Annotated in this window: 13 protein-coding genes and 1 tRNA gene; 10 read left to right on the top strand and 4 right to left on the bottom strand. The window is 73.2% G+C overall.

Features of this window, described 5'->3' with window-relative positions; all coding sequences use genetic code 11:
• Positions 1-6: 6 nt before the first annotated feature.
• On the bottom strand, positions 7-1,677 hold the full coding sequence (gene argS / locus AB3K78_RS03350) for an arginine--tRNA ligase (RefSeq protein ID WP_416446177.1): 1,671 nt from the start codon (positions 1,675-1,677) through the stop codon (positions 7-9).
• A gap of 73 nt (positions 1,678-1,750) precedes the next feature.
• Here argS and AB3K78_RS03345 point away from each other — a divergent pair.
• A tRNA-Arg gene (locus AB3K78_RS03345) sits at positions 1,751-1,823 on the top strand.
• 92 nt (positions 1,824-1,915) lie between these two features.
• Here AB3K78_RS03345 and AB3K78_RS03340 read toward each other — a convergent pair.
• Positions 1,916-2,878, bottom strand: coding sequence for a GlxA family transcriptional regulator (locus AB3K78_RS03340; protein WP_416446175.1), 963 nt, complete (start codon positions 2,876-2,878; stop codon positions 1,916-1,918).
• A 117-nt stretch (positions 2,879-2,995) separates the two neighbouring features.
• Between AB3K78_RS03340 and AB3K78_RS03335 the strand changes: the two genes are divergently transcribed.
• The 5 genes from AB3K78_RS03335 to AB3K78_RS03315 all read left to right on the top strand — a co-directional run bounded on the left by AB3K78_RS03335 (position 2,996) and on the right by AB3K78_RS03315 (position 8,939).
• Entirely contained in the window at positions 2,996-3,589 is a 594-nt protein-coding gene (locus AB3K78_RS03335; protein ID WP_416446173.1) for a cysteine hydrolase family protein, read from the top strand.
• 126 nt (positions 3,590-3,715) lie between these two features.
• Positions 3,716-5,608, top strand: a complete 1,893-nt coding sequence (locus AB3K78_RS03330) for a YncE family protein (RefSeq protein WP_416446171.1) — start codon at positions 3,716-3,718, stop codon at positions 5,606-5,608.
• Between the two features lie 244 nt (positions 5,609-5,852).
• Positions 5,853-6,143, top strand: coding sequence for a hypothetical protein (locus AB3K78_RS03325; protein WP_416446169.1), 291 nt, complete (start codon positions 5,853-5,855; stop codon positions 6,141-6,143).
• A 35-nt stretch (positions 6,144-6,178) separates the two neighbouring features.
• Positions 6,179-8,446, top strand: coding sequence for a LuxR C-terminal-related transcriptional regulator (locus tag AB3K78_RS03320; RefSeq protein ID WP_416446167.1), 2,268 nt, complete (start codon positions 6,179-6,181; stop codon positions 8,444-8,446).
• Positions 8,447-8,492: 46 nt separating this feature from the next.
• The gene (locus AB3K78_RS03315) at positions 8,493-8,939 is read left to right on the top strand and encodes a YdeI/OmpD-associated family protein (RefSeq protein WP_416446165.1); all 447 of its coding nucleotides are present in this window, start codon (positions 8,493-8,495) and stop codon (positions 8,937-8,939) included.
• 7 nt (positions 8,940-8,946) lie between these two features.
• Here the strand turns inward: AB3K78_RS03315 and AB3K78_RS03310 are convergent, their stop codons facing one another.
• Positions 8,947-9,699 carry a copper homeostasis protein CutC gene (locus AB3K78_RS03310; protein WP_416446163.1) on the bottom strand — a complete coding sequence of 251 codons (753 nt, stop codon included), beginning with the start codon at positions 9,697-9,699 and terminating at the stop codon, positions 8,947-8,949.
• 150 nt (positions 9,700-9,849) lie between these two features.
• Here AB3K78_RS03310 and AB3K78_RS03305 point away from each other — a divergent pair, with 150 nt between their 5' ends.
• The 3 genes from AB3K78_RS03305 to AB3K78_RS03295 are packed head-to-tail and all read left to right on the top strand — an operon-like array spanning position 9,850 to position 13,372.
• Positions 9,850-11,238 (top strand): hypothetical protein, encoded by a 1,389-nt coding sequence (locus AB3K78_RS03305; protein WP_416446161.1) that lies wholly within the window; start codon positions 9,850-9,852, stop codon positions 11,236-11,238.
• Entirely contained in the window at positions 11,235-12,806 is a 1,572-nt protein-coding gene (locus tag AB3K78_RS03300) for an Ada metal-binding domain-containing protein (RefSeq protein WP_416446159.1), read from the top strand. Before AB3K78_RS03305 ends, AB3K78_RS03300 begins: the two co-directional genes overlap by 4 nt.
• Positions 12,803-13,372 carry a methylated-DNA--[protein]-cysteine S-methyltransferase gene (locus AB3K78_RS03295; RefSeq protein ID WP_416446157.1) on the top strand — a complete coding sequence of 190 codons (570 nt, stop codon included), beginning with the start codon at positions 12,803-12,805 and terminating at the stop codon, positions 13,370-13,372. Before AB3K78_RS03300 ends, AB3K78_RS03295 begins: the two co-directional genes overlap by 4 nt.
• Here AB3K78_RS03295 and trmB read toward each other — a convergent pair.
• A complete protein-coding gene (trmB, locus tag AB3K78_RS03290; RefSeq protein ID WP_416446155.1) occupies positions 13,357-14,121 on the bottom strand; it encodes a tRNA (guanosine(46)-N7)-methyltransferase TrmB in 765 nt (254 codons plus the stop codon). The two genes, AB3K78_RS03295 and trmB, sit on opposite strands and share 16 nt — an antisense overlap.
• 109 nt (positions 14,122-14,230) lie before the next feature.
• Between trmB and aroQ the strand changes: the two genes are divergently transcribed.
• Positions 14,231-14,668, top strand: coding sequence for a type II 3-dehydroquinate dehydratase (gene aroQ, locus AB3K78_RS03285; RefSeq protein ID WP_416446153.1), 438 nt, complete (start codon positions 14,231-14,233; stop codon positions 14,666-14,668).
• Positions 14,669-14,718: the final 50 nt, after the last annotated feature.

The following is a 14,718-nucleotide window of genomic DNA, read 5'->3' as shown; positions in this document are numbered from 1 at the left end:
CGCGACTCAGAGGCGCTCGGGCGCCGAGACGCCGATCAGGTCGAGGCCGTTGCGCAGCACCTGGCCGGCGGCGTCGTTCAGCCACAGGCGCGTGCGGTGCAGGTCCTCCACCGGGGCGTCGCCCAGCGGGATCACGCGGCAGTTGTCGTACCAGCGGTGGAACGCGGCCGCGAGCTCCTCGAGGTAGCGCGCGATGCGGTGCGGCTCCCGCAGCTCGGCGGCGCCCGCGACGATCCCGGGATACTCCTGCAACTTGCCGAGCAGCTCGGTCTCGGTCTGGTGCGTGAGCAGCTCGGGCGTGAACGCGCTGCGGTCGATGCCCGCCGCGGCCGCATTGCGGTCGACCGCGCAGGTGCGGGCGTGCGCGTACTGCACGTAGAAGACCGGGTTGTCGTTCGTCCGGCTCCGCAGCTTCTCGCCGTCGAGCGCGAGCGGCGAATCGGCCGGGTAGCGGGCGAGCCAGTAGCGCAGCGCGTCGGAGCCGAGCCACTCGAGGAGGTCGTCGAGTTCGACGATATTGCCGGCGCGCTTCGAGAGGCGGGCGCCGTTGAGGTTGACGAGCTGGCCGATGAGCACCGTGATGTCGGTCTCGATGTCGTCGCCCGCGGCACCGGCGATCGCCGTGAGACGACCGATGTAGCCGTGGTGGTCGGCGCCGAGCAGGTAGATCTTCTCGCCGAAGCCGCGGTCCTTCTTCGTCAGGTAGTAGGCCGCGTCGGCAGCGAAGTAGGTGTAGATGCCGTTGCCGCGAGTGAACACGCGATCCTTGTCGTCGCCGAAATCGGTCGTCCGGACCCAGATCGCGTCGTCCGCTTCGAAGACGTGCCCCTGCTCGCGCAGGCGGTCGACGGCCGCATCGATGGGGCTCTTCTCGCCGTTCTCGCCCGGTGCGTGCAGCGAGCGCTCCGAGAAGAACACGTCGAAGTGCACGTTGAAGCGCTCCAGCGAATCCTTGATCTCGGCGAGCTGCTGCTGGTAGCCGAGCTCCTGCGCGAGCTCGAGCGCGCGATCGCGATCCTGCGCGGCGATCTCGGCGAGATCGGGCTGCTGGGCGAGCACGTGCGCGCCGAGCGACTGGATGTAGGCGCCCGGGTAGGCGTCCTCGGGGGCGGGCTCGCCGAGCGCAGCGGCCAGCACCGAGCGGCCGAACTTGTTCATCTGGGCGCCGGCGTCGTTGATGTAGTACTCGTTCGTGACCTCGGCGCCCGCGGCGCGCAGCACGCGCGAGATCGAGTCGCCGAGCGCCGCCCAGCGCGTGTGGCCCAGGTGCAGCGGACCCGTCGGGTTCGCGCTCACGAACTCGAGGTTGATCTTCTGCCCGGCGAGCGCCTCGCCGCGCCCGTAGGCCTCGCCCAGCTCGACGACGCGGCGGGCGGTCTCGCCCGCGCTCGCCGCGTCGAGGGTGATGTTGATGAAGCCGGGGCCGGCCACGTCCGCCGCGGCGACGCCGTCGATCTCCGAGATGCGCTGGGCGATCTCGGTTGCGAGCTCGCGCGGGTTGGTGCCGATCCGCTTTGCGAACTTCATCGCGGCGTTCGACGCCCAGTCGCCGTGCTCTCGGCTCTTCGGTCGCTCCACCTGCGTGTCCGCTTCGGTCACCGGGATCTCGGCGCCGCGCGCGGCGATGAGGTCGGTGAGGATCCGGGCGATGGCGGTGGCAAGTTCCTGTGGCGTCACAAGCACCGATCCTACCGGCCGCCGGACGACCGGCGCGCGCGAGCCCCGAGAAGTGCGCTAGGCTTGCGGAGTCGCCTCCGTAGCTCAGGGGATAGAGCGCCGGTTTCCGGTACCGTAGGTCGGGAGTTCGAATCTCTCCGGGGGCACGAAGACAGGAGCCGGGTCGATCCGCAGAAATGCGGATCGACCCGGCTTTTTCGTGCACGATCACAGCGAGCCCCCGGGACACTCCGGACGCTCAGCCCGAGGCGCCTGCCCGGAACGCGTCGCGGTAGCTCGCGGGGGTCGTATCCATCTCGGCACGGAAGTGCTCGCGCAGGATCGCCGCCCCGCTGAAGCCGCAGGCATCGGCGATGGCCTCGACGGCGAGATCGGTGCGCTCGAGGAGTTCCCGAGCCCGCGACACGCGCTGCTGCACGACCCACCGGGCCACCGAGCTGCCGGTCCGACGCCGGAACGCGCGCGTGAAGGTGCTGCGGCTCAGGTGCGCCCGCGCAGCCAGCTCGTCGATCGGCAGCGGTCCGTCGAGGTGGGCGAGCGCCCATTCGCAGGCGCGCCCCACCGGGTCGTCGGACGCCGACACCGCCGGCTGCTCGATGAACTGCGCCTGCCCGCCACGGCGGTGCGGCGACGCGACGATGCGCCGCGCCACCCGGTTCGCGGCGCTCTGCCCGACCCGCGAGGCGAGCAGGTGGAGGCAGGTGTCGATCCCCGCGCTGGCCCCGGCCCCGGTCAGGACGGTCCCCGCGTCGACGTAGAGCGCCGCCGGATCGAGCCGGACTCCCGGGAAGCGCCGGCGGAAGGTCTCGGTCCACTTCCAGTGCGTGGTCGCGCCCATCCCGTCGAGGATTCCGGCGTCGGCGACCGGGAACACGCCGAGGCACAGGCCCACGATCGTGGCACCGCGCAGATGCGCCGCGCGAATCGCGGCCACGACCGGCACGGGCGCGGGTGTCGAGGGATCGCCCCACCAGGGCACGATGACGATATCGGCCACGGCCGTCGCTTCGAGCCCGCGCGGGACCACGATCTCGTAGCCCGCCGAGGTCCGCAGCGGACCGGGACGTTCCGCGCAGACCTCGATCGTCCAGGGCTCCGCTTCGCCCGGCGGGCTCTCGGGCCCGAGCACCAGGGACGGCACGGCCAGGTGGAACGGGCTGATGCCGTCGAAGGCGACGACGGCGACCGACGGTACGGGCATGGGACTCCTCGGAGGTTCGGCCGCTTCGCGCGCGAAGTGACCCGATTTCACCTGTTCATGCTATTTCAGCTCACGAATACTGGACGACAGCAGATACTCCACGAAGAAAGGCCCACCGTGACCGCCTCCCCCACGCTCCGATCCCTCAGCGGACTCCCCCAGCAGCCGGCCTCGCTCGCCGAATCCACCCTGGTCCTCATCGACTTCCAGAACACCTACACGACCGGGGTGATGGAGCTCGAGGGCTGGGCTCCGGCGCTCGAGGCGGCGGCGGACCTCCTGGCGCGCGCACGGGCCGCGGGGGCCGCCGTGATCCACGTGGTCCACGACGACGGCCCCGGAACCCCCTACGACATCAGCGGTGAGAGCGGGGCGATCCACCCCGCCGTCGCTCCCCTCGACGGCGAACCGATCGTCGTGAAGCACGCGCCGAACGCGTTCGTGGGCACGGAACTCGGCGATCTGGTCGATGCCGCGGGCCGGGAAGAGATCGTCATCGCGGGGTTCATGACCCACATGTGCGTCACCTTCACCGCCGAGGGGGCGTTCCTGCGCGGCAACCGCCCGACGGTGGTCGCGAGCGCGACCGCGACCCGATCGCTGCCGACGCCCTACGGCGACGTCCCGGCGGCGCAGCTCCACCGCTCGGCGCTCGCCACGATCGGCGACCTGTACGCGGTCGTCGTGCCCGGCGCGGACGACCTCCGGTAGCCGGGAGCGGGGCTTCCGACGCGCCCGGCCGGGAATGGATCCCGGCCGGGTTTGTTATCGTCTTCCAGCGGTTGCCGGTTCGGCTCGAGCCCGATCGCCCATCGTCGCTCTCCGAAGGACCCCGCCATGCCCCGGAACCTCTTCCGCCGTGCCCGCGCGCGAACCGCCGCGCTCGGGCTTATTTCCGTCCTCGCTGCGGCCGCGTTCGCACCGGGCGCCGCAGCGGCGAACGCCGCGCCCACCGGCCCGGCGCACCCGCCGCAGTACGAGGTCACCGGGTCCGCGGACATCGGCCGGGCCAACGAGGGCATCGCCGTCGATCCGGACCGCGACCTCGTCTACGTCGCGTCCCGCTCGGCGGGCCTGCTCCGGGTCGTCGACGGCGCGAGCCTCGACACCCTGCGGACCGTGGCGCTCCCCGAGCAGCCGTATCAGGTGCTCGTGGGCCCGAGCGGAGTCGTCTACGTCACGCTCTACGGCGGCAACAACGCGCCGGGTTCGATCGCGGTGATCGCCCCCGGCGCGACCGGCACGCCGACGGTGCTGCCCGCCGGGGTCTCGCCCGCGGGCCTCGCGATCTCACCGGACGGCTCGCGATTGTACGTGTCGAGCTTCGCGAACCCGGGTGGCATCCGCGTCTTCGATCTGAGCGTTCCGACCGCCCCGGTGGCGCTCCAGACCCTCGTCTCGCCGTCCTGGGTCGACAGCCTCACCGTCTCCGCGGACGGAAGGACCGTGTACGCAGCCGGCTACAACGCGGGCGCGGTGCAGGCGATCGATGCGAGCACGGGCGGGAGCCGCGCGCTGTGGCCCACGGGTCGGTTCCCCCACAAGATCGCACTCACGTCCTCCGGAAACCGCGCGGTGATCGCGCTCCAGGGCGAGTCCGCCGCGACCGTGCTCGACACGGGCTCGGGTGTCGCCTCGGCCTCCATCCCGCTCGCGAACACCTACTTCCAGGACGAGGACCCCGGCCTCGGCGCGATGTTCATCACCGCGCCCTTCACCGGCACCGTCGGCGTGCTCGATCGCAGCACGGGCGAACTCGCGCAGCGGGTCGACGGGGTCGACGGCGCGTTCTTCATCGCTGCGAACCCGAAGACCCACGCGGTGTACACGACGTCGGCGATCGGCAGCCGCCTGACCCGGATCGAACCGGCCGTGCGGCTGACGAGTCCCCAGAGCATCGTCGTCACCGACGGGGACGACGCCACCTTCACCGCGGGGATCTCGGGGATCGCCGCCGACGGGGTGCGCTGGGAACGGCGCAGCGGCGAGAGCGCGCCGTGGGCCCCGATCGCCGGGTCCTCCGCCGAGCACTACACGCTGCCGCGCGCGGAGCTCGCCGATTCCGGCGCGCAGTTCCGGGCCGTGTTCACCGCGGGTGCGGCGAGCTGGACCACTCGAGCGGCCACGCTCACCGTTCGCGGTGTGGCGCCGAGCGTGATCGCGCATCCTGAGGACCGCAGCATCCCCGCGGGCGGCCGTGCCGTCTTCGAGTCCGCCGCGACGGGCTCCGCCCCGCTTTCGGTGCGCTGGGAGCGCAGCTCCGACGACGGCGAGAACTGGGCCGTGGTCCCGGGGGCGACCAGCACCGTCTTCGAGTCGGAGTTCGGCCCCACGGATTCCGGGACGCTCTTCCGCGCCGTCTTCGAGAACCCCTTCGGCACCGCGGTCTCGGATCTGGCCGAGCTCACGGTCGTCGCGGGGTCCGACTCGGACGCCTCGTCCGCTGCCGGTGCGACGGCGAGCGCATCGGCCGGCAGCGACGGCACGCACGGCAGCGGCGGCGACGGTTCCGCCGGGAGCGGGAGCGGGAGCGACGGATCGCACGGAGGCACCGGTGTCGGCGGGGCGGCCGCCGAGACGGCCGCCCCCGCCGGCGGCCCGCAGCGCGATGGTCTCGCGACGACCGGAGCGCCGGTGCCCACCGCCGCGCTGCTGGGCGCGACGGCCGTCCTGCTCGGCGGTCTCGCCCTGCTGTCCGCGGCGGCACGGGGGCGTCGCCGATCGAGCTGACCGGCCCCGCGTGACCGGGTGGCCGGACGGGGGTCATGGCTACTCAACGATTCACATGAATTGTCATGTTTCGGACGTACCATTGAGCCGTCGATCCGCGGGCAGTGCCGCTCACCGGGTCCTCAGGCGGGTGGTGCGGGATGGTGTCGGAGTACTCGGTCGGGCGAGTGGCCGGTTCGTCTCCGCGCCCCGAACCCGTGCCCGTTTCACCGCATTCGGCACCGTTCTGGGGACGCAGCGCCCTTTGGCGGACACGCGGGCGGCGCTGGCGCCCGACGGGGCGAGCGCGATCCTGATCGGAACCGCAGGCTCCGGGAAGACCCGCCTCGCCAGGGAGGCGGCGCTCGGCTTCCTCGAAGACCGGCCGAACACGCGCATCGCACGGTTCGCCGCGACGACCGCGACGCAGCGCACGCCGCTCGCGGTGTTCGCCCCGGCCCTCCGCTCCCTGCGAGGCCCGGCCGGTGACACTCCCGAGGAGGTCGCACGAGCCCTCGTGCACGCCTGCACGGGCGGTGCGAAGGGGCGCCCCTGATCATCCTCATCGACGACACCCCCCAGCTCGACCCGATGAGCGAGGCGGTCACCGATCTCCTGCTGGCGCTCCCCGAAGTGCGCGTGCTCCTCACCTGCCGGAGCGTTCCAGGGCCGTCCGCCCTGCTCGCGCGCGCCTGGCGCGACGGCGAGCTGCGCCGGATCGAAGTGCCCGAGCTGACGCCGTCCGAGACCGCGGAGTTCTCGGCCGCGATGCTCCCGGGGCGGCCGTTCGCGCCCGACACGATATCCCGCCTGCACCAGTCGACGGGCGGGAACCCGCTCTTCCTCGCCGAGCTCATCGGCGCGCTCGAACGGGCGGGGGCGCTCGAGGACCGCCACGGCCTGCGGGTGTGGCCAGGGTCGCTGCCGGCCGGTACCTCCCTGCACGACGTGCTGCGTGCCGAGATCGGCCGTCTGCCGAGCGACGAGCGGACGGCGTTCGAGACCGCGGCGCTCTGCTCGCCCGCGCCGCTCCACCTCCTCGACGCCTCGATCCCGCCCGACCCCCTCGAACGCCTCCTGGAGAAGGAGGTCGTGCGGATCGTCTACCGGGCCGACGGGAGACCCGTGCTGGAGCTCGCCCACCCGATCTACGGCGAGACCGCGGAGACGATGCTCAACCCGGTGCGCATCAGGCAGCAGTACCGCGCACTCTACGATCGGGCCGTCGAGCCGCTCATCACGGAGGATCTCGAGCGCACCACCGGGGGCGGGACGATTCCGACCGAGGATCTGCTGACGGTCGTCGACTGGGGGCTGCACGGCGACCGCGAGGTTCCGCTCGAACTCCTCGAGCCGGCCTTCCGGTTCGCCAGCCCGCTCGTCGACCACGAGTTCCGGGTGCGTATCGCCTCCGCGCTGCTCCGGCGGCCCGGACTCGACCCGCCGCTCCGGATCGCCGCGCTCGTCAACCGGCTCGAGGCGTTCCGGTACCTCGGCGACCCCGAGGCCGTGACCGCCGACGAGGCCGCCGCGCGAGCCCTCATCGAGACGATGCCGGCCGGCGCCGAACGCACGCGGCTGGCCGCGGACCTCGCCATCGCCTTCGCCGATGCGGCGGTGCTGATGGCCGGACGCTGGGAGGACGCGATCGTCGCACTCGGCTGGGCGGATCGGCTCGGCGCCGAGGGTCCGTCCGAAGCGGCCGCGGCGGCGGCGATCCGCGTGGAGGCGCAGCGGGGAATCGCGCTCTGCTACGGAGGCGAGATGGTCGCGGCCGCCGAACTCGAACGGCGCCTGTCCGACGCGACGGCGGGCACCCCGGGGTTCCTCCCCTTCGCCCCGACCGCGATCCTGCTGCACGGCCAGCGGGGCGAGACGCGGCAGGCCCGGCAGATCGCCCGGCAGCAGCTCCGCTTCGCCGTGCAGGCCGCGGCCGACTACCCCCTCGCCGCCGGCGAGATCATCGGCGTCTGGTGCCTCGTCGACGTGTTCTCCGGACACAGCCGAGAGGCGGTATTCATCTACGGGGCGATGGAGCAGGCGATCGCCCGCGGCGCGGGCGGCCCGCGCCTCCGGGAGACGGTCGTCTCCTTCGGACGGGGCCTGCTGGCACTCATGCAGGGCGACTGGGCGCGCGCGTCTGAGCACCTCGCGATCGCCTGCTCGGAACTGGACGACTTCACGGGCACCGGCTCGGAGGGTCTGCTGCTCGCCTCGCTCGCCCTCGCTCAGGCCGCAAACGGGGACCTCGACGGGGCGAGGGCCACCCGAGCGCGCATCGCCGGCTGGACCACCGGGACGAGCCGCCTGCTCGACGTCCCCAGCCGATACCACCTGCTGCTCGCACGGCTCTGGGCACCCGACGGCACCGAACGCGCAGAAGCCGAGGCGATCGCACGACGAGCGCGCGAGTACGGATTCGGGCTCATGGAACTCCGCGCCCTGCACGCGGCGCAGCTGTGCGGAGGAGCGCCGCTCGCGCCGGACCAGCTCGCCCGGGCCGACGAGCTCGGTTCCGGTCTCGCCGCCCCCATCGCCCCCCTGCTGGCACAGCACATCGCCCAGCTGCGCGCCCCGGCTCGGGAGGACGCGGCGGACACCGCGCGACGCCTCGCCCGACGCGGCATGTTCGTCCCGACCCCCAGGCACCCGGCGCTCACGGTCCGCGAACAGCACGTCGCAGAGCTCGTCTCGCTCGGCTACAGCAACACCCAGATCGCGAAGCGCCTGCAGAACTCGCGACGCACCGTCGAGACCCACGTCGCACGGATCCTCATGAAGCTCGGCGTCGGTTCGCGGGAGGCCGTGGCCGACGCGCTCGACGCGAGCCGCTGGGACGACGCGGAGACCGCCAGCTGACCGGACCCCTCTCCCGCTGTGCCCGCCCGAGGGGCATACTGAAGCGATGACCCTCACCGTCCGCACCGTCCTCGCCCCGCACGGCCCCGCGACCGCCATCGTGCTCAGCGACGCGCAGGTCGCCGAACTCGGCGGAGGCAAACGCGCCGCCGTGCGCGTCACCATCGGCGCCGCGACGGTCCGCCTCCGCATCGGCGTGATGGGCGGGCAGAACCTCATCGGCATCTCGAAGGCCAACCGCGCGGAACTCGGCGTCGAGATCGGGGACGAGGTCGAGGTCAGCATCGACCTCGACGAGGCGCCGCGCGAGGTCCAGATCCCCGCGGAGCTCGCCGCGGCGCTCGCCGCCGATCCCCTGGTACGGGCACGGTTCGAGGCTCAGTCGTTCACCGCGCGCAAGGAGGACGCCCGGGCGGTCGCGGACGCGAAGCGGGAGGAGACTCGCGCGCGTCGGGTCCTCGCGATCGTCGAGCGTCTGCGCGCCGAGGCCTGACCCGGGATCAGGCGCGCGCCGCTGCGATCGCGGCGCGCACGATCCTCGCGTCGGTGCCGTCGTAGCACGAGTCCCCGCCGCCCGGCCCCGTCGGCCCGCCGATCAGGGTGCGCCGCGCGGACAGGTGCAGCGCGTCCGCGCCCGCAGCGCGCAGTGCGGCGGCATCGTCCGGCGTCGCGCCCCCGCCCGCCATGATCTGCACGCCCGTTCCCGCTGCGGCGAGCGCCCGCAGGATGGGCAGCCCCTCCGAGACGCGAGCGGCACCGCCCGAGGTCAGCACGCGCGCGACCCCGAGCCCGGCCAGGTCGGTGAGCGCTGCCACCGGGTCGGCGGTGAGATCGAGCGCGCGGTGGAAGGTGAGCTCCGCCGCACCGAGCGCGTCGCGGAAGGCGGCGACGGCCTCCAGGTCGATCGCGCGGGATCGGTCGAGCGCGCCGACCACCACGCCGGACGCGCCGAGTCGGACCGCGTGCGCGGCGTCGCGGCGCATGAGCGCGAGTTCTTCCGGGGTGTAGACGAAGTCCCCGGGGCGGGATCGGATCAGGACGTGCACGAATCCCGTGCGCCCGGCGTCGCGTCCCAGATCCGCCGCCGATTCGATCAGCGCGGCGCTCGGCGTCAGCCCGCCCGTCGCGAGCGCGGCGCAGAGCTCCACCCGGTCCGCGCCCGCGTCCAGGGCGATCCGCACCCCTTCGAGATCCTGCGCGACGATCTCGACCGCCAACCGACGCCGGGCCGTCGTCTCCGCTGCTGCATGCATGCCCTCAGCCTAGGGCCGACGCGTCGAGGAGGTCTCCGGGTACCGGCGGGCATCGGCGGGCGATTCTCGGGGTGACGCGCCACCCGCGCGGCTCGCCGCGCTGCCAATATGGAGCCGTGCGGTGCACGCCGCTCCAGGGAAGGATCACCGATGAACGAACCCCGCGAAGTGGATGCCCTGCGCGAGCGCGTCGCCGAACTGGAGACCCGCAACCGCGAGCTCGAAGCCGTGGCGGTCCGCGCGGGCGACGGTTCCGGCCGCGCTGCTCCGAAACGCGGCCGTCTGCGGGCGGCCGGCGCCATCGCGCTCATCGCCGTGGGGGCGCTCCTCGCCCCCGTCGCCCTCATCGGGGGCTGGGCGCGCGCCGAACTCGTCGATACGGATCGCTTCGTCGAGACTTTCGCGCCCGTCGTGACCCGGCCCGCGGTGCAGGACTACATCTCGGCTCAGGCCGAGCAGGCGATCGCGCAGCACGTCGACGTCGAGGGGCTCGTCGGCGATCTCCTCGGCGGTGTCGAGCAGTTGGATCTGCCGCCCAAGGCCAAGGCCGCGCTCCCGCTGCTCAAGGCGCCCGCGGTGGCGGGGGTCGAGTCGCTCATCTCGACCGCGGTCGATCGTGTCGTCCGCTCGCCCGAGTTCGCACGGGTGTGGTCCACCGCGCTCCGCGAAACACACCGCCGAGCCATCGCGGTGATCCAGGACGATCCGTCGAGCGCCGTCCGCCTCGGCGACGACGGGACCCTCTCGCTGCAGCTCGATTCCGTCGTCGCCGAGGTCAAGCGCTCGCTCCAGCAGCAGGGTTTCGGCTTCGCCTCGGCCATTCCCGAGGTCCATCGCAGCATCCCCCTCGCCGCGTCCGACTCGCTGGCGCTCGTCCGCACCGTGTACCAGCTCTCCACCGCGGCCGGATACTGGCTCCCCTGGCTCTCGCTGGGCCTGCTCGCGCTCGGCGTGCTCGTGGCCCGGGGACGCCTGCGCGCCATCGCCTGGGCCGGGGCCGCGCTCGCGGCGTCGCTGCTGCTGCTCGCCTCGGGTCTCGGAATCGGCCGGCAGTTCTTCGTCGGATCCGTGAGCCCCACGATCATGCCCGCGGCCACGGCCGAGGCGCTCTTCGAGCAGCTCACCCTCGTCATGCGCGCTTCCCTGCTGGCGCTCGTGGCGCTCGCGACCTGCATCGCGGCGGGTGCCTGGATCGCGGGAGGATCGCGTCTCGCGGTCGGGGCCCGTTCGGCGGGTGCCGCGGGATTCGGCGCGCTGCGGGCGGCGAGGGATCGGGCTGGCCTCGACCCTCGCGGCTTCGGCCGGGCGGTCGAACGCCTGCGCCCCGCGATCCTGTCCCTCGTCGCGGCGCTGGGCGTGCTCCTGGTGTTCCTCAGCAGGCCCGCCTCCTTCTCCGGCGTGGTCTGGGCCCTCGTCGCCGTGCTCGCGACGGCCCTGGTGGTCGAACTGGTGAGGCAGCCGGTCGACCGTCGACCGCCCACCGAGATGTCCGAAAACCGCGAGTCGGATTCGAGCGTCGGGACCACAATGGAGGCATGACGAGCGACATCCGGACGCCCCCCATCCCGGGACTCGACTTCGCAGCGAGCTACCGGGCGATCTCCGGACGGGATGCCCGCTGGGACGGCAGGCTCTACCTCGGGGTGACCAGCACGGGGATCTACTGCCGACCGTCGTGCCCGGCCCGCAAGCCGAAGCCCGAGAACTGCCGGTTCTTCCCCAGCGCAGCCGCGTGCGTGGCCGCGGGGTTCCGGGCGTGCAAGCGGTGCCGCCCCGACACGATCCCCGGGTCGCCCGATTGGAACGCCCGGGGAGACCTCGCCGCCCGGGCCGTTCGACGGATCAGGGACGGCGCCGTCGACGAGGCGGGAGTCCCCGGGCTCGCATCCGAACTCGCCGTGAGCGAACGGCATCTCCGCCGGGTACTCGTCGAGGAGATCGGCGCGAGCCCGCTCCAGCTCGCCCGCACGCGGCGGGCCCACGCGGCGCGAGCCCTCATCGAGCAGACCGACCTCCCCCTCGCCGACGTCGCGTTCGCGGCGGGGTTCGGCAGCCTTCGCCAGTTCGGGGACACCATGCGCGAGGAGTTCGGCGTTGCGCCGTCCCGGCTCGTCCGGGGCTCGACCCGTGCCGCGGCCGCGGGAGCCACGGGCACCGCGGCCTCCGACGAACGTCCCGCGCTCGCGCTCAAGCTCCGCACGCGGGCGCCGTTCGCGGCTGCTCCGGTGCGCGCCCACCTCGCCGCGCACGCGGTCCCCGGCCGCGACGAGGTCCCTGCGGACCCCGCGGAGCCGACGCGCCACGCGATCGATACGCCCGAGGGCACGACCGTCGCTCGCATCGACTGGGACCGGATCGCCGCCGCCCCGAACGACTCCGTCACGATCCCGGTCGGACTCGAACTGCCCTCGCTCGCCGACACGCTCCCGGCCATCGAGAGTCTTCGCCGCCTGCTCGACCTCGATGCGGACCCCGGCCAGCTGGGCGGCGCATTCTCCGACGACCCGCTGCTCGCACCGCTGATCGCGGCCCGACCGGGACTGCGCTCACCGGGGGCGCGCACTCCCGCGGAGTTCGCGCTCGGCGTCGTGCTCGGGCAGCAGATCTCCCTCGCCGCAGCCCGCACCGTGCAGGGCCGCCTCGCGACCGCCTTCGCCCGATCGGACGCTCGGCCCCTCGCCCGCGCCGAGGGGTTCCTCGCCGCACCGGATCCCGCCCGGATCGCCGAGACGCCGCTCGAGGAGCTGCGCACCGCTCTCGGCATCATGCGCAGCCGAGCGGAGACCCTGCGGACGCTCGCGGCCGCGATCGCCGGCGGCCTCGATCTGGGGCCGGGCGCCGACCGAACGGAAGCACGGTCCCGCCTGCTGGAGCTCCGCGGCATCGGTCCCTGGACGGCCGAGCTCATCGCGCTGCGCAGCCTCGGGGATCCCGATGCCTACCCCGCCGGCGACCTGATCCTGCACCGCGCGCTCGGCGTCGAGAGCGCGCGCGCCGCGGTCCGGCGTGCCGAGCGCTGGCGGCCGTTCCGCGGGTACGCCGCCCAGTTGCTCTGGGCCGACTTTCTCGAATCGAACGCGAAACCGCCCAGGAAGGACCGGCCATGACCGCCGCCCCGCTCGCTCACGCCACCGTCACGATCGCCGGAAGCCCGTTCCGGGCGATCTGGACACCCGAGGACGGAGTCCTCCGGGCGGGCGGGTTCGACACCGCGTTCGACCCCGGCCACCGGATCCTCTGGGATCGCCTCGCGGCGAGTTCGCCCGAGTCGGCGAGCCGCGGGCTCGACTCCCGGTCGCACGACGAGCACCCGATCGCGGAGGCGCTGCGCGCCTATGCTGCGGGCGAACTCGACGCGATCGACGGGATCCCCGCCGAACAGCCCGAGACGGCGTTCCGCGGCACCGTCCGGCGCGCTCTGCGCGCTGTGCCCGCGGGAGCGGAGGTCACGTACACCGACCTCGCCGAGCGAGCGGGGCGGCCGAACGCGGTGCGCGCCGCGGCATCGGCCTGCGCCACCAACCTCATCGCGCTCGTCGTCCCGTGCCACCGCATCCTCCGCCGGGACGGCGGCGCCGGCGGCTACCTGTTCGGCGTGGACCTCAAACGACGGCTGCTGCGCCACGAGGGCGCCCGCCCGAGCACGGCCGCGCCGGCTCAGCGACGACGGTAGACGAGGTCGCGGATCTCGCGGCCCTTGTCGATCCCCTTCTGCTCGAACGCGGTGAGCACGCGCCCGTCGAACCGGGGTGCCCAGTCGCCGTCGAACGCGCGCTCGAAGGCGGCCGACGCGGCATCGCCGACCTCGCGCATCTGCTCCGCGTAGTCCTCCCAGTCGGTCGCGAGGCGAAGCAGGCCGCCCGGGCGCAACGCGCGGGCGGCGATGCGCATGAAATCCTCGGAGATGAGGCGGCGCTTGTTGTGCCGGGCCTTGTGCCAGGGGTCCGGGAAGAACACCCAGATCTCATCGACCGAGCCCGCGGGCAGTGCGTGCTCGAGCACCTCCGGCGCGTTCGCCTCGACCAGCTTCAGGTTCGTCGTGTCGGCCCATTCCGCGCGGATCATCGTGCGCGCGAGCCCGGCCTGGAACACCTCGATCGCGAGATAGTCGCGATCCCGGTGCTCGGACGCCGCGTGGACGATCGCGTGCCCCTGTCCCGACCCCACCTCGACGGTCAGCGGCGCCACCCGCCCGTAGACGGCAGCGGGTTCGAGGCTCGCGTCCTTCGCGATGCTCGTCACCGCGTGGTCGCGGGGCAGCTCGAGCAGGAACCGCGGGCCGAGCTCGTCCCACGCGCGCTCCTGCGACGGGGTCATCCGGCCGCGGCGCACGAAGGAGACCGGCTTCTCGCGGAAGGTCCGGGGATCGAAGCTCTTCGCCGGGAGGGGCTGCTGCGGGGTCTCGTTGGGGGTCTCGCTCACCCGACAACGGTAGCGCAGCGGGCGCCGAGCGGCGGCGACGATACGATGGGGGCCGGGAGCGCAACCCGCGATCGAGCGGCATCCGAACGGCTCCCGAGACGGAGCGAGCATGTCGAAGCGGATCCTGCTGGTGAACGGGCCGAACCTGAATCTGCTCGGCACCCGCGAGCCCGAGGTCTACGGGCACGACACCCTGGCCGGCATCGAGGCGCTCGTCTCGTCCGTAGGTTCGGAGCTCGGCCTCGAGGTGCGAGCCGTGCAGAGCAACCACGAGGGCGATCTGGTCGACGCGATCCAGTCGGCCCGCGAGGACTGCGCCGCGATCCTCATCAACCCGGCCGCGTACACCCACACCTCCGTCGCGATCCGCGACGCGCTCTCGGCCGTCGCGCTCCCCGTCGCCGAGGTGCATCTCTCCAACGTGCACGCGCGCGAGGAGTTCCGACACCACTCGTACGTCTCCCCGATCGCGGCGTTCGTGATCGCGGGCGCCGGGATCCAGGGCTACGAATTCGCCGTCCGGAGGCTCGCGACGCTGATCGGGTGACACCCGAGCACGAGATCAGGAATCGAGAAGCCCGATGCCGGAGCCGCGCG

Origin of the sequence: Leucobacter sp. HNU (assembly GCF_047946755.1) — a bacterium.
Lineage (GTDB): Bacteria > Actinomycetota > Actinomycetes > Actinomycetales > Microbacteriaceae > Leucobacter.
Note: the sequence above shows the minus strand (reverse complement) of the source record. Positions and strands in the feature narration are given on the sequence as shown.